Annotated in this window: 18 protein-coding genes; 5 read left to right on the forward strand and 13 right to left on the reverse strand. The window is 62.4% G+C overall.

Going from position 1 to position 26488, the window contains the following annotated elements:
• Positions 1 to 20: 20 nt before the first annotated feature.
• From eco to M5G17_RS21910, 7 genes are all read right to left on the reverse strand, one after another.
• Complete coding sequence (gene eco, locus M5G17_RS21880; RefSeq protein ID WP_273894962.1) at positions 21 to 500, reverse strand: serine protease inhibitor ecotin; 480 nt, start codon at positions 498 to 500, stop codon at positions 21 to 23.
• 57 nt (positions 501 to 557) lie between these two features.
• Positions 558 to 1328 carry a 3-hydroxybutyrate dehydrogenase gene (gene hbdH, locus M5G17_RS21885; protein WP_273894963.1) on the reverse strand — a complete coding sequence of 257 codons (771 nt, stop codon included), beginning with the start codon at positions 1326 to 1328 and terminating at the stop codon, positions 558 to 560.
• A gap of 10 nt (positions 1329 to 1338) precedes the next feature.
• Complete coding sequence (locus tag M5G17_RS21890; RefSeq protein ID WP_273894964.1) at positions 1339 to 2730, reverse strand: GntP family permease; 1392 nt, start codon at positions 2728 to 2730, stop codon at positions 1339 to 1341.
• Between the two features lie 232 nt (positions 2731 to 2962).
• A complete protein-coding gene (locus M5G17_RS21895) occupies positions 2963 to 4354 on the reverse strand; it encodes a sigma-54 interaction domain-containing protein (protein ID WP_273894965.1) in 1392 nt (463 codons plus the stop codon).
• Positions 4355 to 4383: 29 nt separating this feature from the next.
• Positions 4384 to 5406 carry an ABC transporter permease gene (locus M5G17_RS21900; protein ID WP_273894966.1) on the reverse strand — a complete coding sequence of 341 codons (1023 nt, stop codon included), beginning with the start codon at positions 5404 to 5406 and terminating at the stop codon, positions 4384 to 4386.
• Entirely contained in the window at positions 5406 to 6464 is a 1059-nt protein-coding gene (locus M5G17_RS21905) for a microcin C ABC transporter permease YejB (RefSeq protein ID WP_273894967.1), read from the reverse strand. The genes M5G17_RS21900 and M5G17_RS21905 overlap by 1 nt, the downstream gene beginning before the upstream one ends.
• Complete coding sequence (locus M5G17_RS21910) at positions 6461 to 8302, reverse strand: extracellular solute-binding protein (RefSeq protein WP_420793339.1); 1842 nt, start codon at positions 8300 to 8302, stop codon at positions 6461 to 6463. Before M5G17_RS21910 ends, M5G17_RS21905 begins: the two co-directional genes overlap by 4 nt.
• Before the next feature lie 143 nt (positions 8303 to 8445).
• On the opposite strand from M5G17_RS21910, the gene M5G17_RS21915 reads away from it, so the two are divergent.
• Positions 8446 to 10317: a hypothetical protein gene (locus tag M5G17_RS21915; RefSeq protein WP_273894968.1), complete on the forward strand. Its 1872-nt coding sequence runs from the start codon at positions 8446 to 8448 to the stop codon at positions 10315 to 10317.
• Positions 10314 to 13730 (forward strand): YncE family protein, encoded by a 3417-nt coding sequence (locus M5G17_RS21920; RefSeq protein WP_273894969.1) that lies wholly within the window; start codon positions 10314 to 10316, stop codon positions 13728 to 13730. Before M5G17_RS21915 ends, M5G17_RS21920 begins: the two co-directional genes overlap by 4 nt.
• Positions 13731 to 13793: 63 nt before the next feature.
• Here the strand turns inward: M5G17_RS21920 and M5G17_RS21925 are convergent, their stop codons facing one another.
• Together M5G17_RS21925 and M5G17_RS21930 are read right to left on the reverse strand one after the other, a co-directional pair.
• Positions 13794 to 14075, reverse strand: a complete 282-nt coding sequence (locus M5G17_RS21925; protein WP_130264698.1) for a peptidylprolyl isomerase — start codon at positions 14073 to 14075, stop codon at positions 13794 to 13796.
• A gap of 111 nt (positions 14076 to 14186) precedes the next feature.
• Positions 14187 to 15248: a 3-deoxy-7-phosphoheptulonate synthase gene (locus tag M5G17_RS21930; RefSeq protein WP_273894970.1), complete on the reverse strand. Its 1062-nt coding sequence runs from the start codon at positions 15246 to 15248 to the stop codon at positions 14187 to 14189.
• 614 nt (positions 15249 to 15862) lie between these two features.
• Between M5G17_RS21930 and M5G17_RS21935 the strand changes: the two genes are divergently transcribed.
• Entirely contained in the window at positions 15863 to 19024 is a 3162-nt protein-coding gene (locus tag M5G17_RS21935) for a hypothetical protein (protein WP_273894971.1), read from the forward strand.
• Here the strand turns inward: M5G17_RS21935 and M5G17_RS21940 are convergent.
• The 4 genes from M5G17_RS21940 to M5G17_RS21955 all read right to left on the reverse strand — a co-directional run bounded on the left by M5G17_RS21940 (position 19019) and on the right by M5G17_RS21955 (position 23919).
• Positions 19019 to 20170: an acyl-CoA dehydrogenase family protein gene (locus M5G17_RS21940; RefSeq protein WP_273894972.1), complete on the reverse strand. Its 1152-nt coding sequence runs from the start codon at positions 20168 to 20170 to the stop codon at positions 19019 to 19021. The genes M5G17_RS21935 and M5G17_RS21940 overlap by 6 nt on opposite strands.
• 16 nt (positions 20171 to 20186) lie before the next feature.
• Positions 20187 to 21257, reverse strand: coding sequence for an enoyl-CoA hydratase/isomerase family protein (locus M5G17_RS21945; RefSeq protein WP_273894973.1), 1071 nt, complete (start codon positions 21255 to 21257; stop codon positions 20187 to 20189).
• 192 nt (positions 21258 to 21449) lie between these two features.
• A complete protein-coding gene (locus M5G17_RS21950; RefSeq protein WP_273894974.1) occupies positions 21450 to 22457 on the reverse strand; it encodes an aldo/keto reductase in 1008 nt (335 codons plus the stop codon).
• Positions 22458 to 22584: 127 nt separating this feature from the next.
• Positions 22585 to 23919: an MFS transporter gene (locus M5G17_RS21955; protein WP_273894975.1), complete on the reverse strand. Its 1335-nt coding sequence runs from the start codon at positions 23917 to 23919 to the stop codon at positions 22585 to 22587.
• Between the two features lie 161 nt (positions 23920 to 24080).
• Between M5G17_RS21955 and M5G17_RS21960 the strand changes: the two genes are divergently transcribed.
• Both M5G17_RS21960 and M5G17_RS21965 read left to right on the forward strand, forming a co-directional pair.
• Positions 24081 to 25181, forward strand: coding sequence for a sugar diacid recognition domain-containing protein (locus tag M5G17_RS21960; RefSeq protein WP_273894976.1), 1101 nt, complete (start codon positions 24081 to 24083; stop codon positions 25179 to 25181).
• Between the two features lie 114 nt (positions 25182 to 25295).
• Complete coding sequence (locus tag M5G17_RS21965; protein WP_273894977.1) at positions 25296 to 26429, forward strand: glycerate kinase; 1134 nt, start codon at positions 25296 to 25298, stop codon at positions 26427 to 26429.
• Positions 26430 to 26488: the final 59 nt, after the last annotated feature.

The following is a 26488-nucleotide window of genomic DNA, read 5'->3' on the forward strand; positions in this document are numbered from 1 at the left end:
TGAGGGCGGCGTTGTCAGCCTTATTCGACTGTAGCTTTTTTCACCTTGCTCGACGCCGACCACACCCGGTAGCGCACTTCAACGCCGTCCGGCACGTACACCACCACCGGCAGCTTGCTGTTGTAACGCAGCAGGAAGCCTTCACCCACCACCGGCACGAACGCTTGTTTTTTCTTGCCATCGGGGCAGGCCATCAGGGTCGAGGCCGGGCCCGAAACTGTTTCCAGTCGGTAGTAGCTGTAGCCCCAGCCTTGCAGGGTCTTTTCTTCAAGGGTACCGCCCAGGTGCTGGCGGTTGCAGTCGACTTCCAGTTGCTTGCCGGCCAGCACTTCGAGTTTGTAGGCCGACTCATCAGCCTGCTTGGGCAGGTGGATCACCTGGCGGGTAAAGCCTTGTTCGGCCTCGGGGTAGGGCGCCACATCCTTGAGGCTGGCGGCCTGTACCGAAGTACCGACTGCCAGGGTCAGGGTGAACAACGCGGTGAGGGAAAGTGGGCGCATAAGGCCTCCTTGCAGGTCAAAAAAACACGATGCCGCAATCAGGCCCCGGGCTGCCCGTCACTGGGCCAGCCAGCCACCATCGATGTTCCAGGCGGCGCCACGAACCTGACTGCCAGCCTCGCTACAGAGGAACAATACCAGCTCGCCCAGGTGTTCGGGAGTGACGAAAGCCAGCGACGGTTGTTTCTCGGCCAGCAAGTCGTGCTGAGCCTGCTGCGGATCGACGCCGTTGGCGGCGCGGTCATCGATCTGTTTCTGCACCAGCGGGGTCAACACCCAGCCCGGGCAAATCGCGTTGCAAGTGACGTTGCTGGTGGCGGTTTCCAGGCCCACCACCTTGGTCAGGCCGATCACGCCATGCTTGGCGGCCACATAGGCGGCCTTGCCGGTGGAACCGACCTGGCCGTGTACCGAGGCGATGTTGATGATCCGCCCCCAGTTGCGCTGGCGCATGCCCGGCAGCACCAGGCGCGTGCCATGGAACACGGCCGAGAGGTTGACGGCGATGATCGAGTCCCAGCGTTCCACCGGGAAGTCTTCGACCGTCGCCACATGCTGGATGCCGGCATTGTTGACGAGGATGTCGACGCTACCGAACTCGCGCTCGGCATAGGCGAACAGGTCTTTAATCTGTGCCACATCGCTCAGGTCCGCAGGGTGATGACCCACACGTGTACCGTGCTGCGCCACTTCGCTGATGGCCGCGCCGGCATCGCCGAAGCCATTGAGGATCAGGTTGGCGCCGGCCTTGGCCAACACCTGGGCAATGCCCAGGCCGATGCCGCTGGTGGATCCGGTGACGACTGCTGTCTTGCCCTTGAGAATCATGCTGTGCTCCTTAGACGATACCGGTGGCATAGAACGTAGCAATCACCACGAACACCGCCAGGGTCTTGATCAGGGTAATGCCGAAAATATCCTTGTAGGCCTCGCGGTGGGTCAGGCCGGTGACGGCCAGCAGGGTGATCACCGCGCCGTTGTGCGGCAGGGTGTCCATGCCGCCACTGGCCATGGCGGCAACCCGGTGCAGCACTTCAAGGGGAATGTTGGCGGCGTTGGCCGCCGCGATAAAACTGTCGGACATCGCAGCCAGGGCGATGCTCATGCCACCGGAGGCAGAGCCGGTGATGCCGGCCAGCAAGGTCACGGTAATCGCTTCGTTGACCAGCGGGTTGGGGATCGCCCGCAATGCGTCGGCCAGTACCAGGAAGCCGGGCAGCGAGGCGATCACCGCGCCAAAGCCGTATTCCGAGGCGGTGTTCATGGCCGCCAGCAGCGCGCCGCTTACTGCGCTTTTGCTGCCTTCGGCCAGGCGGCTCTTGATCGCGCCGAAGCCTGCGACCAGCACCAGCAGGATTCCCAGCAGCAAGGCTGCCTCCACCGCCCAGATCGCCGTGAGCTTGGCGATGTCGGTCTGCACCGGCGTGCTCATGCCCGGCAGGCTCAAGGTGTGGCTTTTGCCGTACCAGGCCGGTATCCAGTGGGTGAACAGCAGGTTCATCACCCCCACCAGCAACAATGGCGACAAGGCCAGCAGCGGATTGGGCAGTTTCAGGTCGGCGGCGGTTTCTGGTTCGTTGCGCAGTTCGGTACCGTAGCCTTCACCGGCGCGCTGGGCCTTGTTGCGCTGGCGCTGCAGGTAGAGCATGCCGGTGCAGAACACGAACAGGGTGCCGATCAGGCCCAGCCAGGGCGCGGCCCAGGCGGTGGTGTTGAAGAAGGTGCTGGGGATGATGTTCTGGATCTGCGGGGTGCCGGGCAGGGCATCCATGGTGAAGGAGAACGCGCCCAGGGCGATGGTCGCCGGGATCAGCCGTTTGGGGATGTTGCTCTGGCGGAACATCTCGGCGGCAAACGGGTACACCGCAAACACCACCACGAACAGTGACACGCCGCCGTAGGTGAGCAGGGCGCAGACCAGCACGATCACCAGCATCGCCTGGCGGGTGCCGAGCAGGCGGATGGCGGCGGCGACGATCGAGCGGGAAAAGCCCGACAGCTCGATCAACTTGCCGAACACGGCGCCGAGTAAAAACACCGGAAAATACAGTTTGATGAAGCCAACCATCTTTTCCATGAACACCCCGGTAAAGGCCGGGGCCACTGCCGAAGGGTCGGTCAGCAGCACCGCGCCAAGGGCGGCGATGGGGGCGAAGAGGATAACGCTATAACCACGGTAAGCAGCCAGCATCAGCAGCGCCAGGGCTGCCAGGGCGATGATCACACTCATCGAGTGTCTCCTTGGGTGCATCTTGTTTTTGTTGGTGAGCAGGAGATAGCGGGAATCGTGCCAATTGGTTAAGTATTTGATTTTTATATATTTAATTTAATTCATTGAGGATTTCGTCTCTAAATTGAGACTAGTTTTCGCGGGGCAAGCCCGCTCCTACAGGGAGGGTGATGGCCCTGTGGGGGCGGGCTTGCCCCGCGATAGCAATCTCAAATCAGAAACAACTATCTCTTTATGGAGACTTGATCCCCAAAGCCACCAACTTCTTGTACAAGGTAGACCGCCCCAACCCCAGCTGCCGCGCTGCTTCCGGCACGTTCCCGGCGCAGCGGGCCAGGGTGTTTTCCAGCAGTTGCCGCTCAAAATCGGCACACGCCTGCTTGTAGCTCAGTGGCGCCGCCGCAGCCTGCAACGGCGCCAGGTCGCCCAGGGCTGCCTGCACATCGCGCAAGCCCAGGCGCGTTTGATCGGCCAGCAAGGTCGCTCGTTCCAGCACATTGCGCAGCTCACGGATATTGCCCGGCCAGGCATGCCGGGCCAGCAGCGCCTGGGCCTCATCCTCCAACTCGTGCTGGCTGCCCAGCTCTTCAAGAATCGCTTCGCTCAGTGCCGGCAAATCCTCCAGACGTTCACGCAACGGCGGCACCTGGATCGGCAGTACATTCAAGCGGTAGTACAGGTCGGCGCGAAACTCGCCACGGGCCATGGCCATCTGCAGGTCGGTGGAAGTCGCGGCGATGATCCGCACATCGCTCTGGATCATCTGGTTGGAGCCCACCGGCTCGTATTCCTTCTCCTGCAGCACGCGTAGCAGTTTGCTCTGCAGCGGCAACGGCATGTCACCGATCTCATCGAGAAACAGCGTGCCGCCCTCGGCAAGCTGCAATTTGCCCGGGCGACCTTTGCGCTCGGCGCCGGTGAAGGCGCCGGGGGCGGTACCGAAGAACTCGGCTTCAAGCAGGGTCTCCGGAATGGCCGCGCTGTTGATGCTGACAAAGGCCTTGTGGGCCCGTGGCGAGGCGGCATGAATGGCGTGGGCCAGCAGTTCTTTGCCCGTGCCGGTTTCACCCAGCAGCAACACCGGTGAATCGCTGCTGGCCCCGCGGCGGGCACGGCGCTTGACCTCAAGGCTGGCGGCGCTGGTGCCAATGAACTGGGCAAAGCTGTACTTGGCCTGGCGAGCGCGCAACAACGAACGGGTCGAGGCCAGCTCCTGCTGCATGCTGGCGTAGCGCTTGAGCAGTGGCGACAGGCTGCGCAACTCGTCGAACAGGGCAAAACCGATGGCGCCGATCAGCGTGCCGGCAGCGTCGTGCACCGGCAGGCGCATGACCACCAGGGGCTCCTTGGGGGTGTCGAGCATGTCCAGCAGGATCGGCCGGCCATTGCTCAGCACCTCGCGCATCAGGCTGCCGGGGATCACGCTCTCGCACGGCTGGCCGATGGCGCTGCTGGCGTTCTCAAGGCCAAAACGCCGGGCATAGCGTTGGTTCATCCAGACGATGCGCGCGTCGCGATCGACGATGATCGTGCCTTCGCTGGACTGCTCGATGATTTCGAACAGCGAACGAATCGCCAGCAGGCGCACCTGCTGATAGTCCTTGAGGCTGTCACTGTCCTGCATGGGCCGCTCCGCCGGGTCAAAGGCTGCGATTATGCCCGTGGATCGAAGGCTTCGCGCAATGCATCGCCAATGAACACCAGCAACGACAGGATCAGGGCCAGGGCAAAGAACGCTGTGAAGCCCAACCAGGGCGCCTGCAAATGCTGCTTGCCCTGGGTCACCAGTTCACCCAGCGAGGCACTGCCGGCCGGCATACCGAAGCCAAGAAAGTCCAGGGCGGTGAGGGTGGTGATGGCGCCGGTGAGAATGAACGGCAGGTAGGTCAGGGTTGCGTTCATCGCGTTGGGCAGAATGTGCCGCAGGATCACCCAGCGGTCCGGCAAGCCCAGGGCGCGGGCGGCCAGCACGTATTCGAGGTTGCGTCCGCGCAGGAACTCGGCGCGCACCACGTCCACCAGGGCCAGCCAGGAGAACAGCGCCATGATCCCCAGTAGCCACCAGAAGTTCGGCTCGACAAAGCCACTGAGGATGATCAGCAGGTACAGCACCGGCAAGCCCGACCAGACTTCCAGCAGGCGCTGGCCGATCAGGTCGACCCAGCCGCCGTGGTAACCCTGAAGGGCGCCAGCGGTGATACCGATCAGCGTGCTGATCAGTGTCAGCGCCAGAGCAAACAGGATCGACACCCGGGTGCCATAGAGCACCCGCGCCAGCACATCCCGGGCCTGATCGTCAGTGCCCAGCCAATTGACCGCTGACGGTGGGCTGGGCGCGGGCACCAGTAAGTCGTAGTTGGGGGTGTCGGCGCTGAATGGCACCGGGGCGAACAGCATCCAGCCGCCCTGACCTTCGATCAGCTGGCGTACGTACTGGCTGCGGTAGTCGGGTTGAAACGGCAACTGGCCGCCGAACTGCTGTTCGCTGTAGCGCTTGAGGGCCGGGAAATACAGCTGCCCCTGATAACCGAGCAACAATGGCTTGTCGTTGGCCACCAGCTCCGCGCCCAGGCTCACCAGCAACAACAGGCCGAACAGCCACAACGAAATCCAGCCGCGGCGATTGCGCCGAAAGCGTTGCAGGCGCCTGCGCGAGACCGGCGACAGGCTGAACATCAGTGCGCCCTCGTGGCAAAGTCGATGCGCGGGTCGACCAGGGTGTAGCACAGGTCACCGATCAACCTCACTAGCAGGCCGAACAAGGTGAAGATGAACAGCGAGCCAAACACCACCGGGTAATCGCGCGAGACTGCCGCTTCGTAACTCATGCGCCCAAGGCCATCGAGGGAGAAGATCACCTCGATCAACAGCGAGCCGGCAAAGAACACACTGATCAGCGCCTGGGGGATGCCCGCCACCACCAGCAGGATGGCATTTCGAAACACATGGCCGTACAGCACGCGCTGCTCGCTCAGGCCTTTGGCCCGGGCGGTGATCACGTACTGGCGGGTAATCTCGTTGAGAAAGGCGTTCTTGGTCAGCAGGGTCAAGGTGGCGAAGCCGCCGATCACCAGGGCGCCCACCGGCAGCACCAGGTGCCAGAAGTAGTCGGCGACCTTGCCCAGCAGGCTTAGTTGGTCGAAATTTTCCGACACCAGCCCGCGCACCGGAAACCAGTTGAGCGAGGTGCCACCGGCAAACAGCACGATCAACAACAGGGCAAACAGGAAGGAGGGCAGGGCATAGCCGATGACGATCAGGCTGCTGCTCCAGGCATCGAAGGCCGTGCCGTGGCGCACCGCCTTGCGTATGCCCAGGGGGATCGACACCAGGTAAGTGATCAGGGTGGCCCAGAAGCCCAGCGACAGGGTCACCGGCATTTTTTCCAGGATCAGCTCGGTGACCTTGGCGCCACGAAAAAAGCTCGAGCCAAAATCCAGTCGCGCGTATTGGCTGAGCATCAGCCACAGGCGTTCGGGCGCCGACTTGTCGAAACCGTACTGGCGCTTGATGTCTTCCAGCAGCTTGGGGTCCAGGCCGCGGCTGGCGCGGGAGCTGGCGTGCAAAGTTTCGACGCTGGCCCCGGGGGCGCCGCCACCGATGCCCTGCAGGCGCGCCACTGCCTGCTCCACCGGGCCGCCGGGGGCGGCCTGGATGATGACGAAATTGACCAGCAGGATGATCAGCAAGGTCGGGATGATCAACAACAGGCGGCGCAGGATATAGCCGATCATGGTGGGTTCCCCAGGCGCTCGGCCATCTGCGCGTTGGTCAGTGGCGTCGGGCTGACTTGCCACCAGCTGTCCAGGCCCTCATCGTTGCTTGCTTGCACCTTGGGCAGGCCGAAGCGGTTCCACCACAGTGTTGAACTGCCCGGCGGGTAGTAGTTGGGGATCCAGTAGTAATTCCAGCTCAGCACCCGGTCCAGGGCATGGGCATAGCGGAGCATGTCGGCCTTGGTCTCGGCCTTGACCAGGCCGTCGAGCAGGCGATCCACCGCAGGGTCCTGCAAGACCATGTAATTGTTCGAACCCGGGTCGCTGGCCGCTGCCGAACCAAAATAGTTGTACAGCTCAAGCCCCGGCGACGGCGACACCGGGTAGCCGCTGACGATCAGGTCATAGTCGCGGGCCATCAGCCGGTTGACGTATTGCGAGGCGTCGATGCGGCGGATCTCCAGGGTAATGCCAATCTGCGCCAGGTTGCGCTTCCACGGCAGCAGCAGGCGTTCAAACCCGGCTTGGCCATTGAGGAAGGTGAAACTCAGCGGCTCACCCTGGGCGTTGACCAGTTGATCACCCTGCGGCTTCCAGCCTGCCGCCTCGAGCAGGGCGAGGGCTTGCAACTGCTTGTCACGGATCAGCCCCGAGCCGTCGGTGCGCGGTGCCTCGAACACCTGGCTGAACACCTCGTCAGGGACCTGCCCGCGCAGCGGTTCGAGCAGCTTGAGCTCCTGGGCATCGGGCAAGGCGCGGGCGGCCAGGGCACTGTTGGCGAAAAAGCTCTGCTGGCGGATGTACAGGGAACGCATCATCTGCCGGTTGCTCCATTCGAAATCCCACAGCAGCGCCAGCGCCTGACGTACCCTGCGGTCCTTGAACACCGGGCGCTGCAAATTGAAGATAAAGCCCTGGGCCGTTTGCGGCGCGTCCTTGGCCAGGTGCGCCCGTTGCAGCCGGCCATCGTCCAGGGCGGGGCTGGCGTAGCCGAGGGTGTAGGCGGTGGCGGAGAACTCGCGGTTGTAATCGAAACCGCCACCGCGCAGGACCTGGCGGGCGACTTCGGTGTCGCCGAAGTACTCGATGCGGATCTGGTCGAAGTTGTAACGGCCGCGATTGACCGGCAGGTCCCGGCCCCACCAGTTCGGCTCGCGCTCGAAGGTGATGCTGCGGCCATTGTCGACCCGCCCGACCCGGTACGGCCCGCTGCCCAGCGGCGCCTCGAAGCCTGCGCCATTGGCAAAGTCGCGGTCCTTCCACCAGTGCTCGGGCAGTACTGGCAAGGTCGCAAGGTCCAGGGGCAGGGTGCGGTTCTGGTTGCTTTTGAAGTGGAAGACTATTTGCTGCGGGGTCTCGACCTTGACCTCATCCACATCGGCAAACTGGGTGCGGTACTTGAGGTTACCTGCGCGCATGAACAGATCGAAGGTGTAACGCACGTCTTCGGCCCGGATCGGCTGGCCATCGGCAAAACGCGCACGCGGGTCCAGGTAGAAACGCAGCCAGCGACCGTCAGGGTCGCGCTCCAGTTGCCGGGCCACCAGCCCGTACACCGTATAGGGCTCATCCTGCGAACGCACTGCCAGCGGCGCATACAACCAGCCGTCGACCTCGGCGACGCCGATGCCTTTGTCGATGTAGGGAATCAGGTGGTCGAACTGGCCGATCTCGATGGCCGAGCGGCGCAATGTGCCGCCTTTGGGGGCGTTGGGGTTGGCGTAGTTGAAATGCGTAAAGCCTGCGGGGTAGTGCGGTGCTTCGCCATAAACGGTCAACGCGTGGCCGGTGGCGGACACCGCCAGTTGCGGCCAACCGCTGCTCAGCAAAAACGCCAGTACGATGCAGTGATCGATACGCAAACGCCGGCCTGCCTGTTGAGGTCTGGAGGGTGTCTTGAGCTTAGCAGCTCGGCGCTACCTGGTAGTTTTGTCAGTACCGCTCCTGCCGCATCTGCTATTGAATAGGTGTCCCTCTCCCTGTTAGACGGACACCCATCATGGCCCTCGCAGAATCCTTTGACCTCATCCTCGACGACCCACTCAAGCCACGGATGCTCAGCCGCCCGCGTTTTCCCCTGGGCGAACGTATCCCGGTAGTGGTGCTTGACGAAACAGGGCACGAAATACCGGGTGATGCCGGGATCAATCTGGCGCAGAGCGAATCTTCGACAGGGGTGATGGTGGGGGTAGAACCTTGGCTGGGCCAGCAGCTTGGGCAGCGGGTCGAGCTGTACTGGGGGGGGCAGCAGGTGGCTGGCGATCCGGTAACCATTGTCGGGCAAACCCTGTATCTGCGGGTGCCCGCCGATCAATTGTCAACCCAGGACGCGCACAGCATCAGCGTCTTCTACCGGGTGTACTTCAGCGCAAATGACGCAGAGGACTCCGCCAGCGCCCGGATACTGCTCAAACTCAATCGCCCCGGCGGCAAGGACCGCGACGCCAGTGCGCCGGGGCATCAGGGGTTGCCGGTCGCGCATGTGCCGCAAACGATCATTGACCATGGGGTCGATGGCGAGGCCGCCGCTGCCGGGGTGCCGGTGACCATCGAGCGCTACGAGCACATGCGCGTGCGTGACCTGATCGAGCTGCGCTGGGGTGGCGTGTTGATCAAGCATGCGGTCAGCGCCGAAGAAGCTGCGCTCGGACGCGTCGTCGTCCCGGTGGGCGAGCGCGACATACTCGATGCTGGAGACTTTGCCCGCCTACAATTGACTTACCGCGTCAGTGATGAGGTGCGCAACGAGTCCCAGGACGCCGATCTGCTGCCATGGTCCGCGCCCAGTGCAGGTTTTGAAGTGTTCGCCGCAAAGTCCTCACTTCCCGCTCCCAGCGTCACCGTCAATGGCCAGCCAGTGCAGCAAATCGATCTGCAGGCCTTGGGCGACAGCGACGCCAGCGTAGAGGTTTACACCTACCGCCCAGATTTTGCGCCTGGCCAATGGTTGCACATTCATTGGCGCGGGCTAACTCATGACGACCGCGAAATCACCCTGTCCGACGAGCAACAACTGGAGCGGGTGCCGGGTGCGCAGCGTTGGCTGATCGCCAACGCCCACCTGCATGCACTGGCCGGTGGCTCGGCGCGGGTCAGTTATGAGCTGGGTGCCAGTGTCGGAGATCCACAGGCCCGTGGTTCACGGCGCCTTAGCCTGCCCGTTGTGCCAGCGCCTTCCTGGGCCTGGCCGGTACCCACAGTCGCGGCGCTCACCGATGGCGTGCTGGAGCAGATTCCCGAGCAGTTGGCGGTAGAAGTGGGGCTGGCGGCGGGTGCCATCCTCGGTCAGCGTGTGGTGCTGGTGGGCAGCAGTGCCTCAGGTCGGGTGCTGTTCTGCCAGTCGCATGACCTGAGCGCGCGCGACCTTCGCCGGGGTGCAGTTGATTACTTTGTTTGCGGTTCGATCGTGCGATTGCAGGCCGAGGGCCAACTGGCATTGGCGGTGTGGGTCGATGGCAAGCACATGCGCCAGGTCCTGATCGACTGCCCGCAAGCGCAGGACGCCTATAGCGCACCAGAAGTCCTGCAGTTGGAGGAAGGACTGCTTGATCCGGACAAACTGACCAGCCAGGGCGCGACAGTCCTCATCCCCCTGGACACACGGCTCAAGCGTGGCGACAGGATCATGTACTACTGGCAGAGCAGCCAACCGGGTGGCAGTGCGGCCGATACCACTGAGGTCAGTAGCACCACGCGGCCGGTGCTGTTCGATGTGCGCAAGTCGATAGTCCAGGCTGGGAGCGCAGGCACGGTGCGGCTGGTTTACCAGGTGGTTCCCCTCAAGGGGGATGCCATGGTTTCCGAACCGCTTGAGTTCGCAATCCGGCCTCAGGATGGGAGCGTCGACGCTGAACAGGAGCTCAACTCATGACCCGTCACGAAGCCCCTTTCCCGTTGATCGAGCGTAGCAAACAACTATTACCGCGCACGTTGCAGCGTCCGCGGATTCCCATTGGCAACCTGATCGATGTGCTGGTCGAGGATGACGACGGCGAACTGATTGCTGGCGATGCCGGGGTCAACCTGGCGCTGACCGACGATCCGCGCGGCCTGGTGGTGGCTATCCCACTGTGGGCCGGTGCCCAGGCTTTCGAGGAAATCGATGTGCACTGGGGCGGGAGTCTTGCGCTCAGCCACTTTATTTCGCCAGGTGAGCTGGATGCACCGGAAGGCGTTCTGTACCTGCGGGTGCCGCTGCGGCGCCTGCTGGACGGCCAGGCCCAGGTGTCGTATACGGTGTGGCATCTGGACGGTAACGCCTCCGAGTCTGATCCCATTCGGGTGTTGGTCAAGCGCACCCGCCCGGGCGGCCGCGATGATGACGCCGAAGCGCCCGGGCATCAGGGCCTGGTGCCAGCTGGGCTGGCGGATGAGCTGATCGAAAACGGCATTGGGCCGATCGAGGCCGCCGCCGGGGTCGAGGTAACACTTGCCGCCTACGAGCACATGCGCGTGCGCGACCAGGTTGAGCTGGACTGGGGCGGCGAGCGTCTGGTGCATGTGGTCGATGCGGATGAAGTCGGCCAAGCCCTGACCCTGGTCGTTGAAGAGGCGCTGATCCTTGCCGCCGGCGATGGCGAGATCAAGCTTGCCTGGAAAGTCACCGACGAGGTGCTCAATAGCTCGCGGGACGCCGACGAGCGGCCGTGGTCGGCTTCGACCATGGTCGAAGTGCATGCCGGTGGTGCGCAACTGTACCCACCTTACGTGAAGATCCGCGACGAGTACGTGGACGAGGTTATCGACCTCAACGCGCTTGAGCTGGACGACGTCACCGTCGAGGTGTTTACCGATCCCCATTACTTTGAACCAGGCCACTGGGTCGAGCTGTTCTGGAATGGCCTCACTGCCGAAGGTGAGCCTGTACGCCACCGCCAGCAGGCTCAGGTCGAGCGAGTACCGGGTGCAGTCACCTTCTTTGTGCCCAATGCCCAGGCACAACAGCTCGGTGGTGGCCGGGTGGTACTCTATTACCAGCTCAAGGCGGGCGAAACCACACCGCCGCTGCACAGCTCGCAACGTACCACCCGACGCATCGAAGGTGAAGGTGCCGGCATCGGCTTGCGCGCACCGAGCGTGCTGGAGGCGGTCGGTGGGCACCTTGACCCGAGCCTGGCCGAAGCGACGATCCAGGTCGTTGCCTATCCGGGCATCAAGCTGGGCGATGAACTGACCGTGGTTTTCAGCGGCACCCGTGCCGATGGCAGCGAGGTGAATTTTTACCACACCCGCAATGTCACCAGCGGCCAGATCGAAGACGGCAAGATCGAGCGCATCGTGCCAGGCGAGTACATTGCCGCGCTCGATGGCCGGCGTGCCGAGGTCTATTACCTGGTCAACGGCCGGCGCTCGGAAACCCTCGGGCTGATTGTGGGCGAGCTGCAGGCTACTTTGCCGGCGCCGCGTGTGCTCGAAGTAGAAGAAGGGGTGCTGGACCCGGCGAACGTCGGTGCCCAGGGCGCGACCCTGGAGATACCGCTGTACCCCCGTATTGCCTTGGGCGACCTGGTGACCTACCTGTGGCAAGGCAGCGAGGCGAATGGCAGCACCAGTGATCAGAGCCAGATCAGCAGCTTGACGGAGGTGTTGCTGTTCGATGTACCAAAAGTTTTTGTCGAGGCCAACCTCAATGGCAGTGTCGAGGTGAGTTACAGCGTTGAGCGCGACGGGCATCCGGGGCAGATGTCGCAGGTTTATTCGTTCCGGGTCGGGGTGCTGGCGCCGGAGCTCGATGCACCGACGGTAGTCCAAGCTCCGGGCGGCACCCTGGATCCGCTTGATGCCACAAGCGGTGCGACGGTGGACGTCAGCTATGCCGGCATGGCGGCCAGTGACCAGATCACCTTGCGCTGGCGGGGTACGTCGAGTGCTGGTTCTGCGGAGCTCGGGCCGTTTACGGGTGATGCCAGCGGTACATTGCTGATCAATATTCAGGCAGCGCTGGTGGGGGCGAACATCGGGCCTGGCGATAAGATCGTGCAGGTCAGTTATAGCGTACTACGCAATGGCGAAGAACCATTGGACTCGCCGGCGTTGGCACTGATCGTGCGGACATTGGGCGACCTGCCAGCACCGTTCATGCCCGATGCCGTTGATGATGTCCTGGACCTGGCGATGTTCAGTGGCAACCCGTTGGTCAAGATAACGCCGTGGACGTTCATGGCGGTGGGGCAGCGCGTCTGGTTACGCATTCGGGGGGTGAAAGATGATGGCTCTGCACACGAAATAGTTTTGTGGACAAACGCTCCGGTTGTTCAGGCGGAGCTCACAAATGGTCTAGCCAAGGCGGTGCCCCGTAGTCAGTTACTAAATTTTAAAAGTGGTAGTGCGTTCACAATTGAACTAAAAGTCACATTTGATCGCTCGGGCGATGAGAATGTATCGGTAATTTTTTCGGTACCGTCATTTACGATCAAACATGCGCTGCTGAGCCAGGTGCGGAGCTACCTGATTGACTCGGATGTATATGATATGGTTCTCAGTCCAGACAATCGTACGGTATACATTATGGTCGGCGCAGGCTTACGTGTATTGGACGTCCAAACTGGAGGTGTGCGCCAGTGCAATGTAACAGATTCTTCGTATCGGTTGGCTGTTGATTTTAATGGCTCTCGTTGCTATGTAGGCTGCAGTGATGGTATTCGAGTGATCAACCTTCAGTCGCTGAGTGTGACTGCATTTATTCCCGTTCAGTATGGTGGCAAACCTAATACATTGAATTCGGCCGGGACTCGATTGTATATCGATACCACCTATCATGTTGGGGGTGTCAATGTCCAGAAAGTGTCAATTATCGACACGCAGAGCAACAGGGTTATTCAAACAGCCAATGTACCTATCGTTGGGGGAGGGGCGCTGAGTCATGACGAGAGGCACCTTTATGTCACTGCGGATGGCCTGACGGTGTTGGATGCAGGTACCTTGAGCAAACAGTTCAGTATCCCACTGGACAATTACTGCAGTTCGATCCTGGTGAGTCGTGACGGTAGAACGCTGTATGCGGCGGTGCCAAACTCACGGGCGGTTGCCGTTATTGATTTGAATAGTCGTACGGCGTCTTATTTTCCTGTAGGAAACATCATATCAATCGCATTAAATGCTGAAGGAAATAGAATATTTACAGCATCCAACTGGACAGAGCTTTTGGGGGTTTATGAGCTTCCCTCTGGTCGTCGACTGCAAACGTTCGATGGCGGGAGTAACCCATGGCATGTCGTGAGTGGTTCGGACGGGAGTGTCTATGTGAGTAACCGCAGAGCGCGAACCATCGTCAAGTTTCAGTGATGCTCAGGCGATTGTTGTGTCTGAAACTATACCGGCCCGATGGGGCCGGTACTTTTTGCTGAGTCAATCCTGACGGCTGGTCACTTCCAACAGGTGATAGCCAAACTGGGTCTTCACCGGGCCTTGCACGGTGTTGACCGGTGCGCTGAACACCACCGCATCGAACTCCTTGACCATCTGGCCTGGGCCGAAGGAGCCCAAGTCGCCACCCTGACGGCTCGACGGGCAGGTGGAGTTGGCCTTGGCGATGTCGGCGAAATCGGCGCCAGCTTCGATCTGGGCCTTGAGTTCGTTGCACTTGTCTTCAGTGGCAACCAGGATGTGACGGGCAGTGGCTCTGGCCATGGGAGTGGCTCCTTGAGGTAAAACGCCAAGCCTAACGCTGATAGCAATCGCGGGGCAAGCCCGCTCCCACAGGCCTCATTCTGTGGGAGCGGGCTTGCCCCGCGAAAAGGCTCACAAGCGCTCAGCCGCCTCACGCAGCAAGCGCTCGGTCGAATCCCAACCCAGGCAGCCGTCGGTAATCGACACACCGTACTTGAGCGGTTGCGCACCCAATGCCTGACAGCCGTCGAACAGGTGGCTCTCGAGCATCATGCCAACCAGCGAGGTGTCGCCCTGCAGGCGCTGCTCCAGCACCTCGTTGAACACTGCCGGTTGGCGCAGCGGGTCCTTGCCGCTGTTGGCGTGGCTGCAATCGACCATGATCCGCGCGGCCACACCAGCCTTGGCCAGGCCCTGGCGGGCCATGGCGATGCTTTGCGCGTCGTAGTTGGGGCCCTTGCTGCCACCGCGCAGCACCAGGTGGGTATCGCAGTTGCCCAGGGTTTCGACAATCGCCGGGTAGCCTTGCACGTCCATACCGAAATGCCGATGGCTGTGGGCGGCGCTGCGAATAGCGTCGCAGGCGATGCCGACGCCGCCGTCGGTGCCGTTCTTGAAGCCCACCGGCAGGCCCAGGCCGCTGACCATCTCGCGGTGAATCTGCGACTCGGTGGTGCGCGCGCCAATCGCCGCCCAGCTGAGCACGTCGTCGAAGTAACCGGCGGCCATCGGTTGCAGCAGCTCGGTGGCCACCGGCAAGCCGCATTCGAGCATGCTCAGCATCAACCCGCGCGACAGCGCAATGCCGCCGTGCATGTCGTCGCTGCCATCCAGGTGCGGATCATAGGTCAGACCTTTCCAGCCAACAGTGGTGCGCGGCTTTTCAACGTAGGCACGCATTACCAGGAACATCTTGTCGCTGACCTCCTGGGCCAGGCGCGCCAGGCGTTGGGCGTACTCGCGGGCCGAACGGGGGTCGTGCAGTGAGCAAGGGCCGACGATCAGCAGTAGGCGCTGGTCTTGGCCATCAAGGATGGCGCGTACGGCCTGGCGATGAGCTTCAACCTGGGCGGCGAGGGCGGGCGACAACGGCATCTGCTGCTTGAGCAGCAGCGGGCTCGGTAGGCGTTGGCTGACGGCGCTGTTGGCAGCGGTAGGTTCGGACAGTGGCAGAGCGAGATTGGATGATTGCATGTTCTGGGTTCCCTGGGCGGATGGCGGGGTCTGGCCCGCGCTGTCGGCCCTATCGAGGTGTTCGACAGTTGGCCTGATTGGCGTCATGTGTGAGCGTGCCACCAACATGTGACCGATCGGAGGCGGCAGGCTGGCCCGAACGGGATTGGCTAAATCGCCAGGTGCCAAAGCTTGGGTAACGGTGGTAAGTGGTGTTCATGTGCTGTTCCTCAATTTGATTTCTGTTGGGCCTTGAAACGCAAAACCCCCGGTCGGGGAGCCGGCCGGGGGTTGAGTAGTCTCGTGTTCGGCGGCCCCTTGAAAGTGGGCGCCGGGGTGGGTATCAGCGGCGCCTGTGGCTAAACCAATACCCAAAATAAAACGTTGCCGGGGAGGCCGTCGCGCACCCGCCAGCTGCCACAGGGCGCGAAAGGCGACCGGTGCTGCAAGCATGAGTGAGGGTGGTGTGCGACATGTGACTCTCCAGTTGATGCCCCGAGCTTACTTCAGGCCTTGGCAATGTTTCAATGACTAATTTGCATGAACATCGTCGCTGCCGTTTACCTAGCATTTTTGCCAGTTTCGTCACTGGGCATTCAAGCGTTGAATAGGCCTTCCGCCCAGGAGGAATACCTATGATTTCGCTGCTCGATTTACCTGTGCCACGCTTGCCTGTAGGTGAGCATCTCACGGTCGTGGTGCAAGATGAGGACGGCAACGAGGTGGCTGGCGACGCTGGAGTCAACCTGGCGATGCTGGACGCCGGCGGCTCACTGGCGATTGCCATCAGCCCCTGGCAAGGGCAGCAGGCGGGCGATCTGTTGTGGCTCTATTGGGGTGAACAACCAGCGATAGCACAGGTGCTGAACGACGTCGACGTTGGTAATGCCGTGCATGTTTCGCTCCCGGCGCACTACCTGAGCGATGGTCAGGTCAGCGCGTACTACGCGCTTTGGCAGCCCACCCGAGGCTGGCAGTTCAGCGCGTCGATACGGGTGTTGGTCAAGCTGAGTCGGCCGGGCCAGTCAGTGCCCGGCGAGCTTTCGCAACTTGCCTCCCCCACGGTAAATGTCGAGCAGGTCACGCCCTCCAACATCAATGGGGTGCAACTGGGTATCGAAGCCTACCCAGGCATGCGCGTGCGTGATCGGGTCGAGGTGGACTGGGGCGGCCAGCGTTTCAGCCAGGTGCTTGATCCTGGGCAAGTGGGGGCCGACTTGTCCTTGAGGGTGCCTGCTGCGGTGATTCGTGCGGCCGGTGATGGCGATCGCGTCGACCCCGCCCCGACCAGCCACGTTCTGGTGCAGTACCGGGTCATTGATGAATTGCTCAACAGCAGTGAAGGTGAGCAAAAAAGCCCGTGGTCAGCCCGGCTGAACATTGCGGTCAGGCTCAATGGCGACCCCTTGCCTGCTGTGTGTGTCACGATCAGGGGGGAAGGGGGCGGCGGCAGCGGGTGTCGCGCGCAGGTCGGCGGGTTCAATGAGCGCGACCTGCTGGTCGAAGTCTATACCTACGACTATCACTTTCGCGTCGGTGACTCGCTGGCACTGCACTTTGACGGTTTTGCCTTCAATGGCGAGCCAGTGCCGTTCCATGCTGAGCTGCCGGTAACACTGGTGCCGGGACCGGTGACCTTCACGGTGGCCAACGCTTTGGCCCGTACCCTGGGCCGTGGTACTGCGGCGATCTCCTATCAACGTCTGCGCCAGGGTCAGCCGGACCTGCCGTCACCCCAGGTCCCGGTCATTTTCACCGACCCCAGAACGCCGTTATCGTTGCCCAAGGTGACGCAAGCCAGCGAGGACAACTATCTGCCGCCAGACTCACCCGCCACGGTGCAGATACCCTTTTTCCCCTGGATACGGGCGGGGCAAACGCTTCGCATCATCTGGACAGGCAAGCGTTTTGACAGCGGGCGGGTGTTTTATGAGCAATTGCTGAGCATTGATGAGGAAGACCTTGAGGAGGGCTCGGATTTCATTGAGCGTACCGTTCCCGAACACTATGTGACGCAACTCTGGGGCCAGCGCGCTGAAGTCTACTACCTGGTCAACGCCGAGCGCTCGCCTTCGTTGTTTCTACAGATCGGTGATGCACTCGCGCTGCTCGAGGCACCAGAGGTGCAAGAGGCACAGGGCGGCATGCTGGCACCCGGTGACATCGGTGAAGACGGTGCCACGCTGCTCATTCCGGCTGGCGAGGATGTAGTGCCGGGCAGTTGGGTGACCTATTTCTGGCATGGTTTTGACGAGCAAGGTTTTGCCAGTGAGCGAAAGCAGGTCGAAACCACAGAGCAACCGCCGGTGTTCAAGGTCGCCCGTGAAATCGTCCTGGCCAGCCAGGGCCAGCACATTCATGTCAGCTACACCGTCAGCAATACCGCAAGGCCCGGGCGCGTCTCGCACGCGCTGAACCTGACAGTGGGCGAACTGGATCTCGACCTGCCGCCTCCCGTGGTGCCTGCGGCCCCGGAAGCGGTACTCGACCCCATTGATGCGATCAATGGACTGCTGGTGTGGGTCGCTTACGAGGGCATGAACGACGAACAGCAAATAACAGTTGAGTGGCAGGACGAGCTGAGCGGTGAAAGCTGGCTTTCGCTGCCCAAGCAGGGTAGCGCTACGGGCGAAGTTGACTTTGATGTACCCGCAGCGGTGATTGGCAGCAGTATTCGGCCGCAGCCAAGCCCGGTGGTGATTCGCTACACCGTCAGTGTCGGCGCTGAAGCGCCTCGTTTCTCCCTCCCGCTTGAGCTGTCTGTCGAGTCCCTTGCTCAATTGTCGCCAACCCAGGTGCTAGAAGCGAACGAGGGTGGCCTTGACCTGTCCGACTTTGATGAAGACGCGCATTTTCTTGTCACACCCTGGTCATTTATCGCCTTGGGTCAATGGGCCTGGCTGCGCTTGCAGGGCAGCAGCGAAGAGGGGCCGATCAATCAGACGTTATTCGAGGGTGCGCTAGACGACCCCGAGCAACTCACTGACGGCGTGAACCTGGCAATCGCGCGCGCACTGCTGCTGCAACTGACCTCCGGCAGCGAACTCACGTTGCAGTTCAAAGTCTGCTTCGACGGCTCGGCACTGGAGGTTAACGCGCTGACCTTCGCGCCTCTGAGGCTGATCATCAACCCCCTGGGCTGGCAGCCGTTTGAGGTCAATGGCTGGGTCACCGGGCGCTTTGCACCGGTCAGCGGATTTGTAGGTGCGCGCTTCAAGCGCAAACCGATTGGCCTGCTGCCACCGATACGTTTCAGCGTCAGTCACCCCGACCTAGCGTCAGTGGACGAAAGCGGTGAGGTGACCTTGCTTGGGCCTTTGCAGCAATCCTTGTTCATCTCTGCCGATGGTGATGATGGCCGCCACGCCAGTTATCGCCTGGACGCACCGCTGAAGTGGTACGAGAAGCCGTCCAGGCTGCTGTACACCTTTACTTCGGCACAAGGCTACTGCCTGCGTGAAGGCTTGCAGATGCCGACCATTGGCGAGGTGATACATCGTGAAGGGCAGCGAGGCCTTGGGCAGCTGTGGAGTGAATGGGGAGACTTGCGCGAGCTCGGTTGGCTGCAAGATGATGAAGGCAACTGGCCTGGCAGCACCATCGTGTTTCTCGGCTCCCCACCCCAACCAGACTATGCATACAGCCTGTCCATAGGTGTTGGCCGAATCTTTGCCATAGCTCACGGCAACATGGTTTATGCAACGGGCTACCGGCTGACTACGCTAGCTTGCCGGGCCTGCAACCCTTCGCACGCGTCTCGTGAGTACGAAGGGGGACGCCCGCCAGGGGCCTCATAGCGGGTAGTGCTTGAGCTCCCGGGCAATCAACATGCGCTGGATCTCGCTCGAACCTTCGTAGATCTGGGTAATACGGGCATCACGGTAGTAGCGCTCTACCGGGTAGTCCTCCAGATACCCATAGCCACCATGGACCTGGATCGCCTTGGAACACACCCGCTCAGCCATTTCCGAGGCGAACAGCTTGGCCTGCGAGGCCTCGCTCAGGCAGGGCTTGCCGGCGCTGCGCAGGCGTGCGGCGTGGAGAATCAACAGCCGTGCGGCGTTGATCTGCACCTGCATGTCGGCCAGCAGGTTGGCAATGCTCTGGTGTTCGTTGATCGGCTTGCCAAACTGGATACGCTCGCGCGAATACAGCAGCGCCGCCTCGAACGCCGCGCGGGCGATGCCCAGGGCTTGGGCGGCGATGCCGATGCGGCCGCCTTCGAGGTTGGACAACGCAATTGCCAGGCCCTTGCCGCGTTCACCCAGCAGGTTGGCCGCCGGGATACGGCAGTTACTCAGGGTGACCGCGCAGGTGTCGGAGGCGCGGATGCCCATCTTGTGCTCGCTGCGATCGACCACAAAGCCTTCATTGTCGGTGGGCACCAAAAAGGCTGAGATGCCTTTTTTGCCCAGATCCGGGTCAGTGACTGCAAAGACAATGGCTAATCCTGCGCGACGGGCATTGCTGACGAACTGCTTGGCGCCATTGATCACCCAGTGATCGCCCTGCAGTTCGGCGCGAGTGCGCAGGTTGTGGGCTTCGGAGCCGGCTTGCGGCTCGGTCAGGCAGAAGCAGCCGATCACCTGCCCGCTGGCCAGGCGTTCGAGCCAGGTCTGTTGCTGCTCGGCGCTGCCGTAGGCGAGCAGGGGGCCGCAGCCTACCGAGTTGTGGATGCTCATCAGGGCGCCGGTGGCGCCATCGCCGGCGGCGATTTCCTCAACCGCCAGGGCGTAGGCGACGTAGTCGGTGTAGCTGCCGCCCCATTGTTCAGGCACGACCATACCGAGCAGGCCCAGTTCGCCCATCTTGGCGACCACGCCATCGTCGATCCAGCCAGCCTTTTCCCAAGCCTGGGCATGGGGGGCGATCTCGCCGCGGGCAAAATCCCGGGCCATGTCGCGGATCATGATCTGTTCTTCAGTCAGTTCCAGGTCTTGCATCTGCGTACTCCAGGCCTCAGAGGCCTTCGAAGAATTGATCCACGCGTGGGCGGCTGAGGCCGGCGAGGGTGGCGGGGTTCCAGCGCGGCTGCTTGTCCTTGTCGATAATCAGCGCACGCACGCCTTCGATCAGGTCGCCATGGTCGAACCACTGCCGGTCCAGGTGTAGCTCCATGGCGAAGCAGTCTTCCAGGCTCAGGTGACGGCCGCGGCGCAGCATCTCCAGGGTGACCGCCATGGCCAGCGGTGAACGGGCTTCGAGCAGGTCGGCGGTTTTCAGTGCCCAGTCGTGGCTGTCGGCCACGGTCACGGCCCGCAGTTGCTCCACGATACTGCCAACCTCGGGCAGGGCGAAGAAGTGATCGATGGCCGGGCGCAGCTTGGCCAGGGGCGCGTCGTCGAGCACCTGGATGCCAAGCTTGGCCAGTAAGCCTTGCAGGTCCTTGAGCGGGTGTTCGCCAAAGCGCAGGCTGTCCAGGCGTTCATCGAGGCTGGCGAGTTTGCTGCTGTCCAGGTACCAGTCGGCCAGGCCGCAATACAATGCATCGGCCGCCTGCACCTGCACGCCGCTGACCCCCAGGTAAATGCCCAGCTCGCCGGGAAGGCGCGAGAGAAAGTAGCTACCGCCGACATCCGGGAAGTAACCGATGGCGGTTTCCGGCATGGCCAGGCGGCTACGCTCGGTGACCACCCGCAGGTCGGCGCCCTGGGCCAGGCCCATGCCGCCGCCCAGGGTGAAGCCGTCCATCAGCGCCAGGACCGGCTTGGGGTAATGATGGATGCACAGGTCGAGGGCGTATTCCTCGACGAAAAAGTCCAGGTGCAGGCTGTCACCGGCCTTGTAGCTGTCGTACAGCGAACGGATGTCGCCACCGGCGCAGAAACCCTTCGGGCCTTCGCCGCGCAACACCACTGCCCGCACGTGCGGATCATTGGCCCAAGCGGTCAGGTGTTGCTGCAGGCTGCGCACCATGTCCAGGGTCAGGGCATTGAGGCCGGAGGGGCGGTTGAGGGTCAAGTGACCGATATGGTTGCGAACCTCGGCCAGTACCTGGGCGTCGGTTGCCGCTTGAGCGTGCGCGGTCATCGCTGTCTCCCTGCTTTATTATTGATTTTCCACGTGTTTTAACACGGTCTGGATAGACGCTGGAGGATGCCCGGATCGTATCAGTGCAATTTTGCTCAGTTCAATGGGTAAAACTGCAGGCTTAATCTGCATTTTTGCATGGGTACGGGGCCAGTCATGGCGACCAGCCCGCTACGCTCGGGGGCCCTGGAGTCAGCGCGGCAGGCGCCCGCTGACAAAATGCGCCGTGTCGTTGTAACCATGGGTCGAGGCATGGCCGGGAGTAACCAGCGAATCGATGAAGGCTTCGTCTTCAGCGCTGATCTTCACCGCCAGGGCGCCGCTGTAGGTGTCCCACTGGGCTTCGGTGCGCGGGCCGACGATCGCCGAGCTGATCAGGCGGTTGTTGAGGACCCAGGCAATGGCGAACTCGACCATGCCCACGCCCTTGTCCTGGGTATAGGCGTGGATCTTCTGGGCGATTTCCAGGGATTCGGGGCGCCATTCAGTTTCCAGGATGCGTTTGTCCTGGCGCCCGGCGCGGCTGTTGGCGTCGGGGTTGGCATTGGGCGCGTACTTGCCGCTGAGTACGCCACGGGCCAGCGGGCTGAAGGGGACGATGCCCAGGCCGTGGTAAGCGGCAGCGGTGAACTGTTCGGGTTCGGCCTGGCGGTTGACGATGTTGTACAGCGGCTGGCTGACCACAGGCTTGGCCACGCCCAGGCGCTCGGCCAGGTTGCAGATCTCGGCGATGCGCCAGCCACGAAAGTTCGACACGCCCCAGTGGCGGATCTTGCCCTGGCGCAGCAGCTCGCCAATGGCGCTGACGCTCACCTCCAACGGGGTGTTGTGGTCTTCGCGGTGCAGGTAATAGATGTCCAGGTAGTCGGTATCCAGGCGGGTCAGGCTGGCGTCGATGGCATTGAAGATGTGCTTGCGGCTCAGGCCGCTGCGGTTGGGCAGGCCATCGGCGGGGCCGAAGCCGACCTTGGAGGCGAGGATCCAGTCCTGGCGGTTGCGGGCGATGGCTTCACCGACGATTTCTTCACTGCGTCCGGTGTTGTACACGTCGGCGGTGTCGATGAAGTTGATGCCCTGGTCCCAGGCCTTGTCGATGATGCGCAGCGAGTCTTCGGTGCTGGTCGGCGAGCCGAACATCATACTGCCCAGGGTCAGCGCAGACACCTGCAGGCCGCTTTGGCCTAGAGGACGGTAGATCATGATCGAAAGTCCCTTCGCGGTTGGAATTCGATCTGTTTTACACAGTTCGCCAAGGGATTAAAAGCATCGCGGGGCAAGCCCGCTCCCACGCATCTGTAGGAGCGGGCTTGCCCCGCGATGACTCGCCTCAGTTCACCTGCTCAGCCACCGCCCCGGCAACCCGCACCCGCGAAACCCGCAAGGCCACCAGGCTGCCAAACACAATCAACCCCGCCAGCGAATACAGCGCCGCATCGGTGGAGCCTGTCTGGTCCTTGATAAAGCCGACCAGGTACGGGCTGAGAAAGCCGGCCATCTGCCCGACCGAGTTGATGATCGCCAGGCCCGCTACTGCAGTACCGGCACTGAGCAGCGCGGTGGGCATCGGCCAGAACATCGGCAGGCCGGTGAGGGCGCCCATGGTGGCGATGCTCAGGCCAATGATGGCGATTACCGGGTTGTGGCCGAAGTTCACCGCAATCAGCAGGCCCAGAGCGCCCATCAGCATCGGCACCACCAAATGCCAGCGGCGCTCGTTGCGCAGGTCCGCCGAGCGCCCGACCAATAGCATGAACACCCCCGCCAGCAGGTAGGGGATCGCGCTCAGCCAGCCGATCAGCAGGGCATCGTTGAAGCCCAGGCTCTTGATGATCGAGGGCAGCCAGAAGTTGATCGCATAAACCCCGCTCTGGATGCAGAAATAGACAAAACCGAAGGTCCAGATCAGCGGGTTGGCAAACACCGACAGCAGGCTGTCGCCGCTGGTGATCGGTTTGCTCGCGGCATCGGCCTTGAGGTCGGCTTCGATGACTTGCCGCTCGGCCGGGCTCAGCCACTTGGCCTTGGCGTAGCCGTCGCTGAGCAGGAAGATCGCCAGAAAGCCCAGCAGCACGGTCGGCAACCCCTGGATCAGGAACATCCACTGCCAGCCGGCCAGGCCGTGTTGGCCGGCGGCGAAATGATTAAGAATCCAGCCGGAGAACGGCCCGCCCAGCAAGCCTGAAACCGGGATCGCCGACATGAACAGGGCCATGATCCGCCCACGGCGGGTGGCCGGGAACCAGCGCGAGAGGTACAAGACGATGCCGGGGAAGAAGCCCGCTTCGGCAGCACCCGTGAACAGGCGCAGCACGTAGAACTCCATGGGCGTTGTGACGAACAGCAGGCAGGTCGACAGCGTGCCCCAGGTGATCATCATCAGGGCGATCCAGCGTCGTGGGCCGAAGCGGTTCAGCGCCAGGTTGCTGGGCAGCCCGCACAACACGTAGCCGATGAAGAAGATCCCGGCACCCAGGCCGTAGATAGTTTCGCTGAACGTGAGCGCATCGAGCATCTGCAACTTGGCGAAGCCGACGTTGACCCGGTCCAGGTAATTGAACAGGTAGCAGATGAAAATGAACGGAATCAGCCGCAGGGTAACGCGCCGGTACAGCGCATTGCGGGTGAGGTCGTGGCCTTGGTCAGGGGCAGGGCTGTGTGCCATGATTCTCTCTCTTTTGTTATGTTTATCGCCGCAGCCTGCATCAAGGCGGCTGCTGCAATGAGTCTCGGTGAGCGGGCCGTGGCTGTCTTTGTGCTTTTGCACAGCATTTTTCCTGGGCTGCTGTGCCCCGGACCAATCATTGCGACAACAAGGATCCTCCCATGTTCGAACTGGACCATGACCTGGCGCAAGACATCGTCGACCGGGCAATGGCGATCCTGCCGTGCAATGTCAACGTCATGGACAGCCAGGGCCTGATCCTGGGCAGTGGCGAGCCTGAGCGGATCAACACCCGTCACGAAGGTGCGCAACTGGTGCTGGCCAACGGTCGCAACGTCGAGCTCGATGCCGAGGCGGCCAAATGCCTCAAGGGCGTGCAGCCCGGGGTCAATTTGCCGCTCATGCTCGATACGCGGCTGATCGGCGTGCTGGGCCTGACCGGTGACCCGCAACAGGTGCGGACCTACGCGGAGCTGGTGCGCATGACCGCCGAAATGCTCCTGGCCCAGCGTCACCTGCAGGTCGAGCAGCAATGGCGGCGCCAGCGCTGCGATGACCTGCTGGCCTTGCTGCTGGGCGGCGCGGGCGACTCGCCAAGGCTGGTCGATGAAGCCCGGCAACTGGGGCTCAAACCGCAATTGCCGCGCATTCCCTGCCTGTTCGAACTGGATGCCGGGCTTGAGGCGCAAAGCCTGGCCGGCTGGTTGATGAGCCGTTATCCGGACAGCTGGTGCGTCAGCCTGGCGCGGCAATCGTTGCTGTGGTGCCGACCGGCAACGGTGGCGCTGGATGAAGCGAAACTGCTGGAACGCTTGCAACGTCATGGCTGGCAGGTGCAGCGTCTGGCCGCAGGTTCGGCGGCGCAAAGCCTTGAGCAACTGCGCCGTGGCTATCGCCGGGTGCGCGACTTGCTGGCCTACGGGCGCGAAGTAGTACCTGACCAGCAAGTGCTGACCTTGAGCCGCTACCGGCTGCCGGCGCTGCTGTGGCGTCACCGCAACGACGACGCCCTGGATGAACTGCTCGAGCCGCTGCAGCGCATTCGCGCCAAGGACAGCAGCGGCCAGTTGCTGGCCACCTTGCGCGCCTGGTGCGTCCACGATGGCCAGAGCCAGGCCTGCGCCGACGCCCTGGGCATTCATCGCAACAGCCTGCGTTATCGGCTGGAGCGCATCGCCGAATTGAGCGAGGTTGACCCGCTGCGCCTCGAAGGCATGCTGAGCCTCTACCTGGGTTTGCAACTGTTGCCCGCCAACGTCTGACCTGCGCACGGTTGGCCGAGTGCCCAAACCAGGTTGCTGCAGTTTGTGCATCTGACTAAGGCTTGCGCAGGGTCCAGCTGTCAGCATGCAGTCATCTGGATCAGGAGAATCCCCATGAAAATCGTCATCGCCCCCGACTCGTTCAAGGACAGCCTCAGCGCCGAAGGTGTCGCCGATGCCATTGCAAGCGGTCTTGCCCAGGTGCTGCCGCAGGCACAGCTGGTCAAATGCCCGATGGCTGACGGTGGCGAAGGCACCATGGACGCCATCGTCGCCGCCTGTGCCGGCGAGTTGCGCCACTTGCAGGTGCGCGGGCCACTTGACGAACCGGTGCAGGCAGCTTGGGGCTGGCTGGGCGAGAGCCGCACGGCGATTATCGAGATGGCCCAGGCCAGCGGTTTGCAGTTGCTCAGCCTGGAGCAGCGCGACGCCTGTGGCAGCAGCACCTTCGGCACCGGCCAGCTGATCGGCGCGGCGCTGGACGCCGGGGCGCAGCGGATCATCCTGGCCATCGGCGGCAGTGCCACCAATGATGGCGGCAGCGGCATGCTCCGCGCCTTGGGCCTGCAGCTGTTCGATGCACAGGAGCAACCCCTGGCCGAAGGCGGCCTGGCCTTGGCCGGGCTTGCCCGTATTGACGCCAGCGCGCTGGACCCCCGGTTACTTGAAGTGCAGTTGGAAGTGGCTGCCGATGTCGACAACCCACTGTGCGGCGGCAATGGCGCTTCGGCGATCTTCGGCCCGCAGAAAGGTGCAAGCCCTGCGCAGGTGCAGGCGCTGGATAAGGCCCTGGGGCATTTTGCCGACCACTGCGCGCAACTGCTGGGCCAGGATGTCCGTGACTTCCCCGGTTGCGGTGCGGCCGGCGGCATGGGCTTCGCCGCCAAGGCCTTCATGCAGGCGGCGTTTCGCCCAGGTATCGAGGTGGTGGCGCAACTGGCCGGGCTTGAGGCGGCGGTGCTGGGTGCTGACCTGGTCATTACCGGCGAAGGTCGCTTCGACGCCCAAACCTTGCGCGGCAAAACGCCATTTGGTGTCGCCCGCATTGCCCAGCGTCACGGCGTACCTGTGGTGGTCATTGCCGGTACCCTGGGCCAAGGCTATGAGGAACTGTACGGCCATGGCATTGATGCCGCGTTCGCCCTGACCAGTGGGCCAATGAGCCTTGAGCAGGCCTGTAGTCAGGCCGCTGCATTGCTGGAGGCTCGAGCGAGAGATATTGCAAGGTTGTGGCGCTTGGGAAGGTGAGAGATTCCTTACTCACATAATGGCCCCTGGATGACGGAGGCTAGGGATTCTCCGATCAA

Source organism: Pseudomonas rubra (assembly GCF_028656935.1).
GTDB lineage: Bacteria > Pseudomonadota > Gammaproteobacteria > Pseudomonadales > Pseudomonadaceae > Aquipseudomonas > Aquipseudomonas rubra.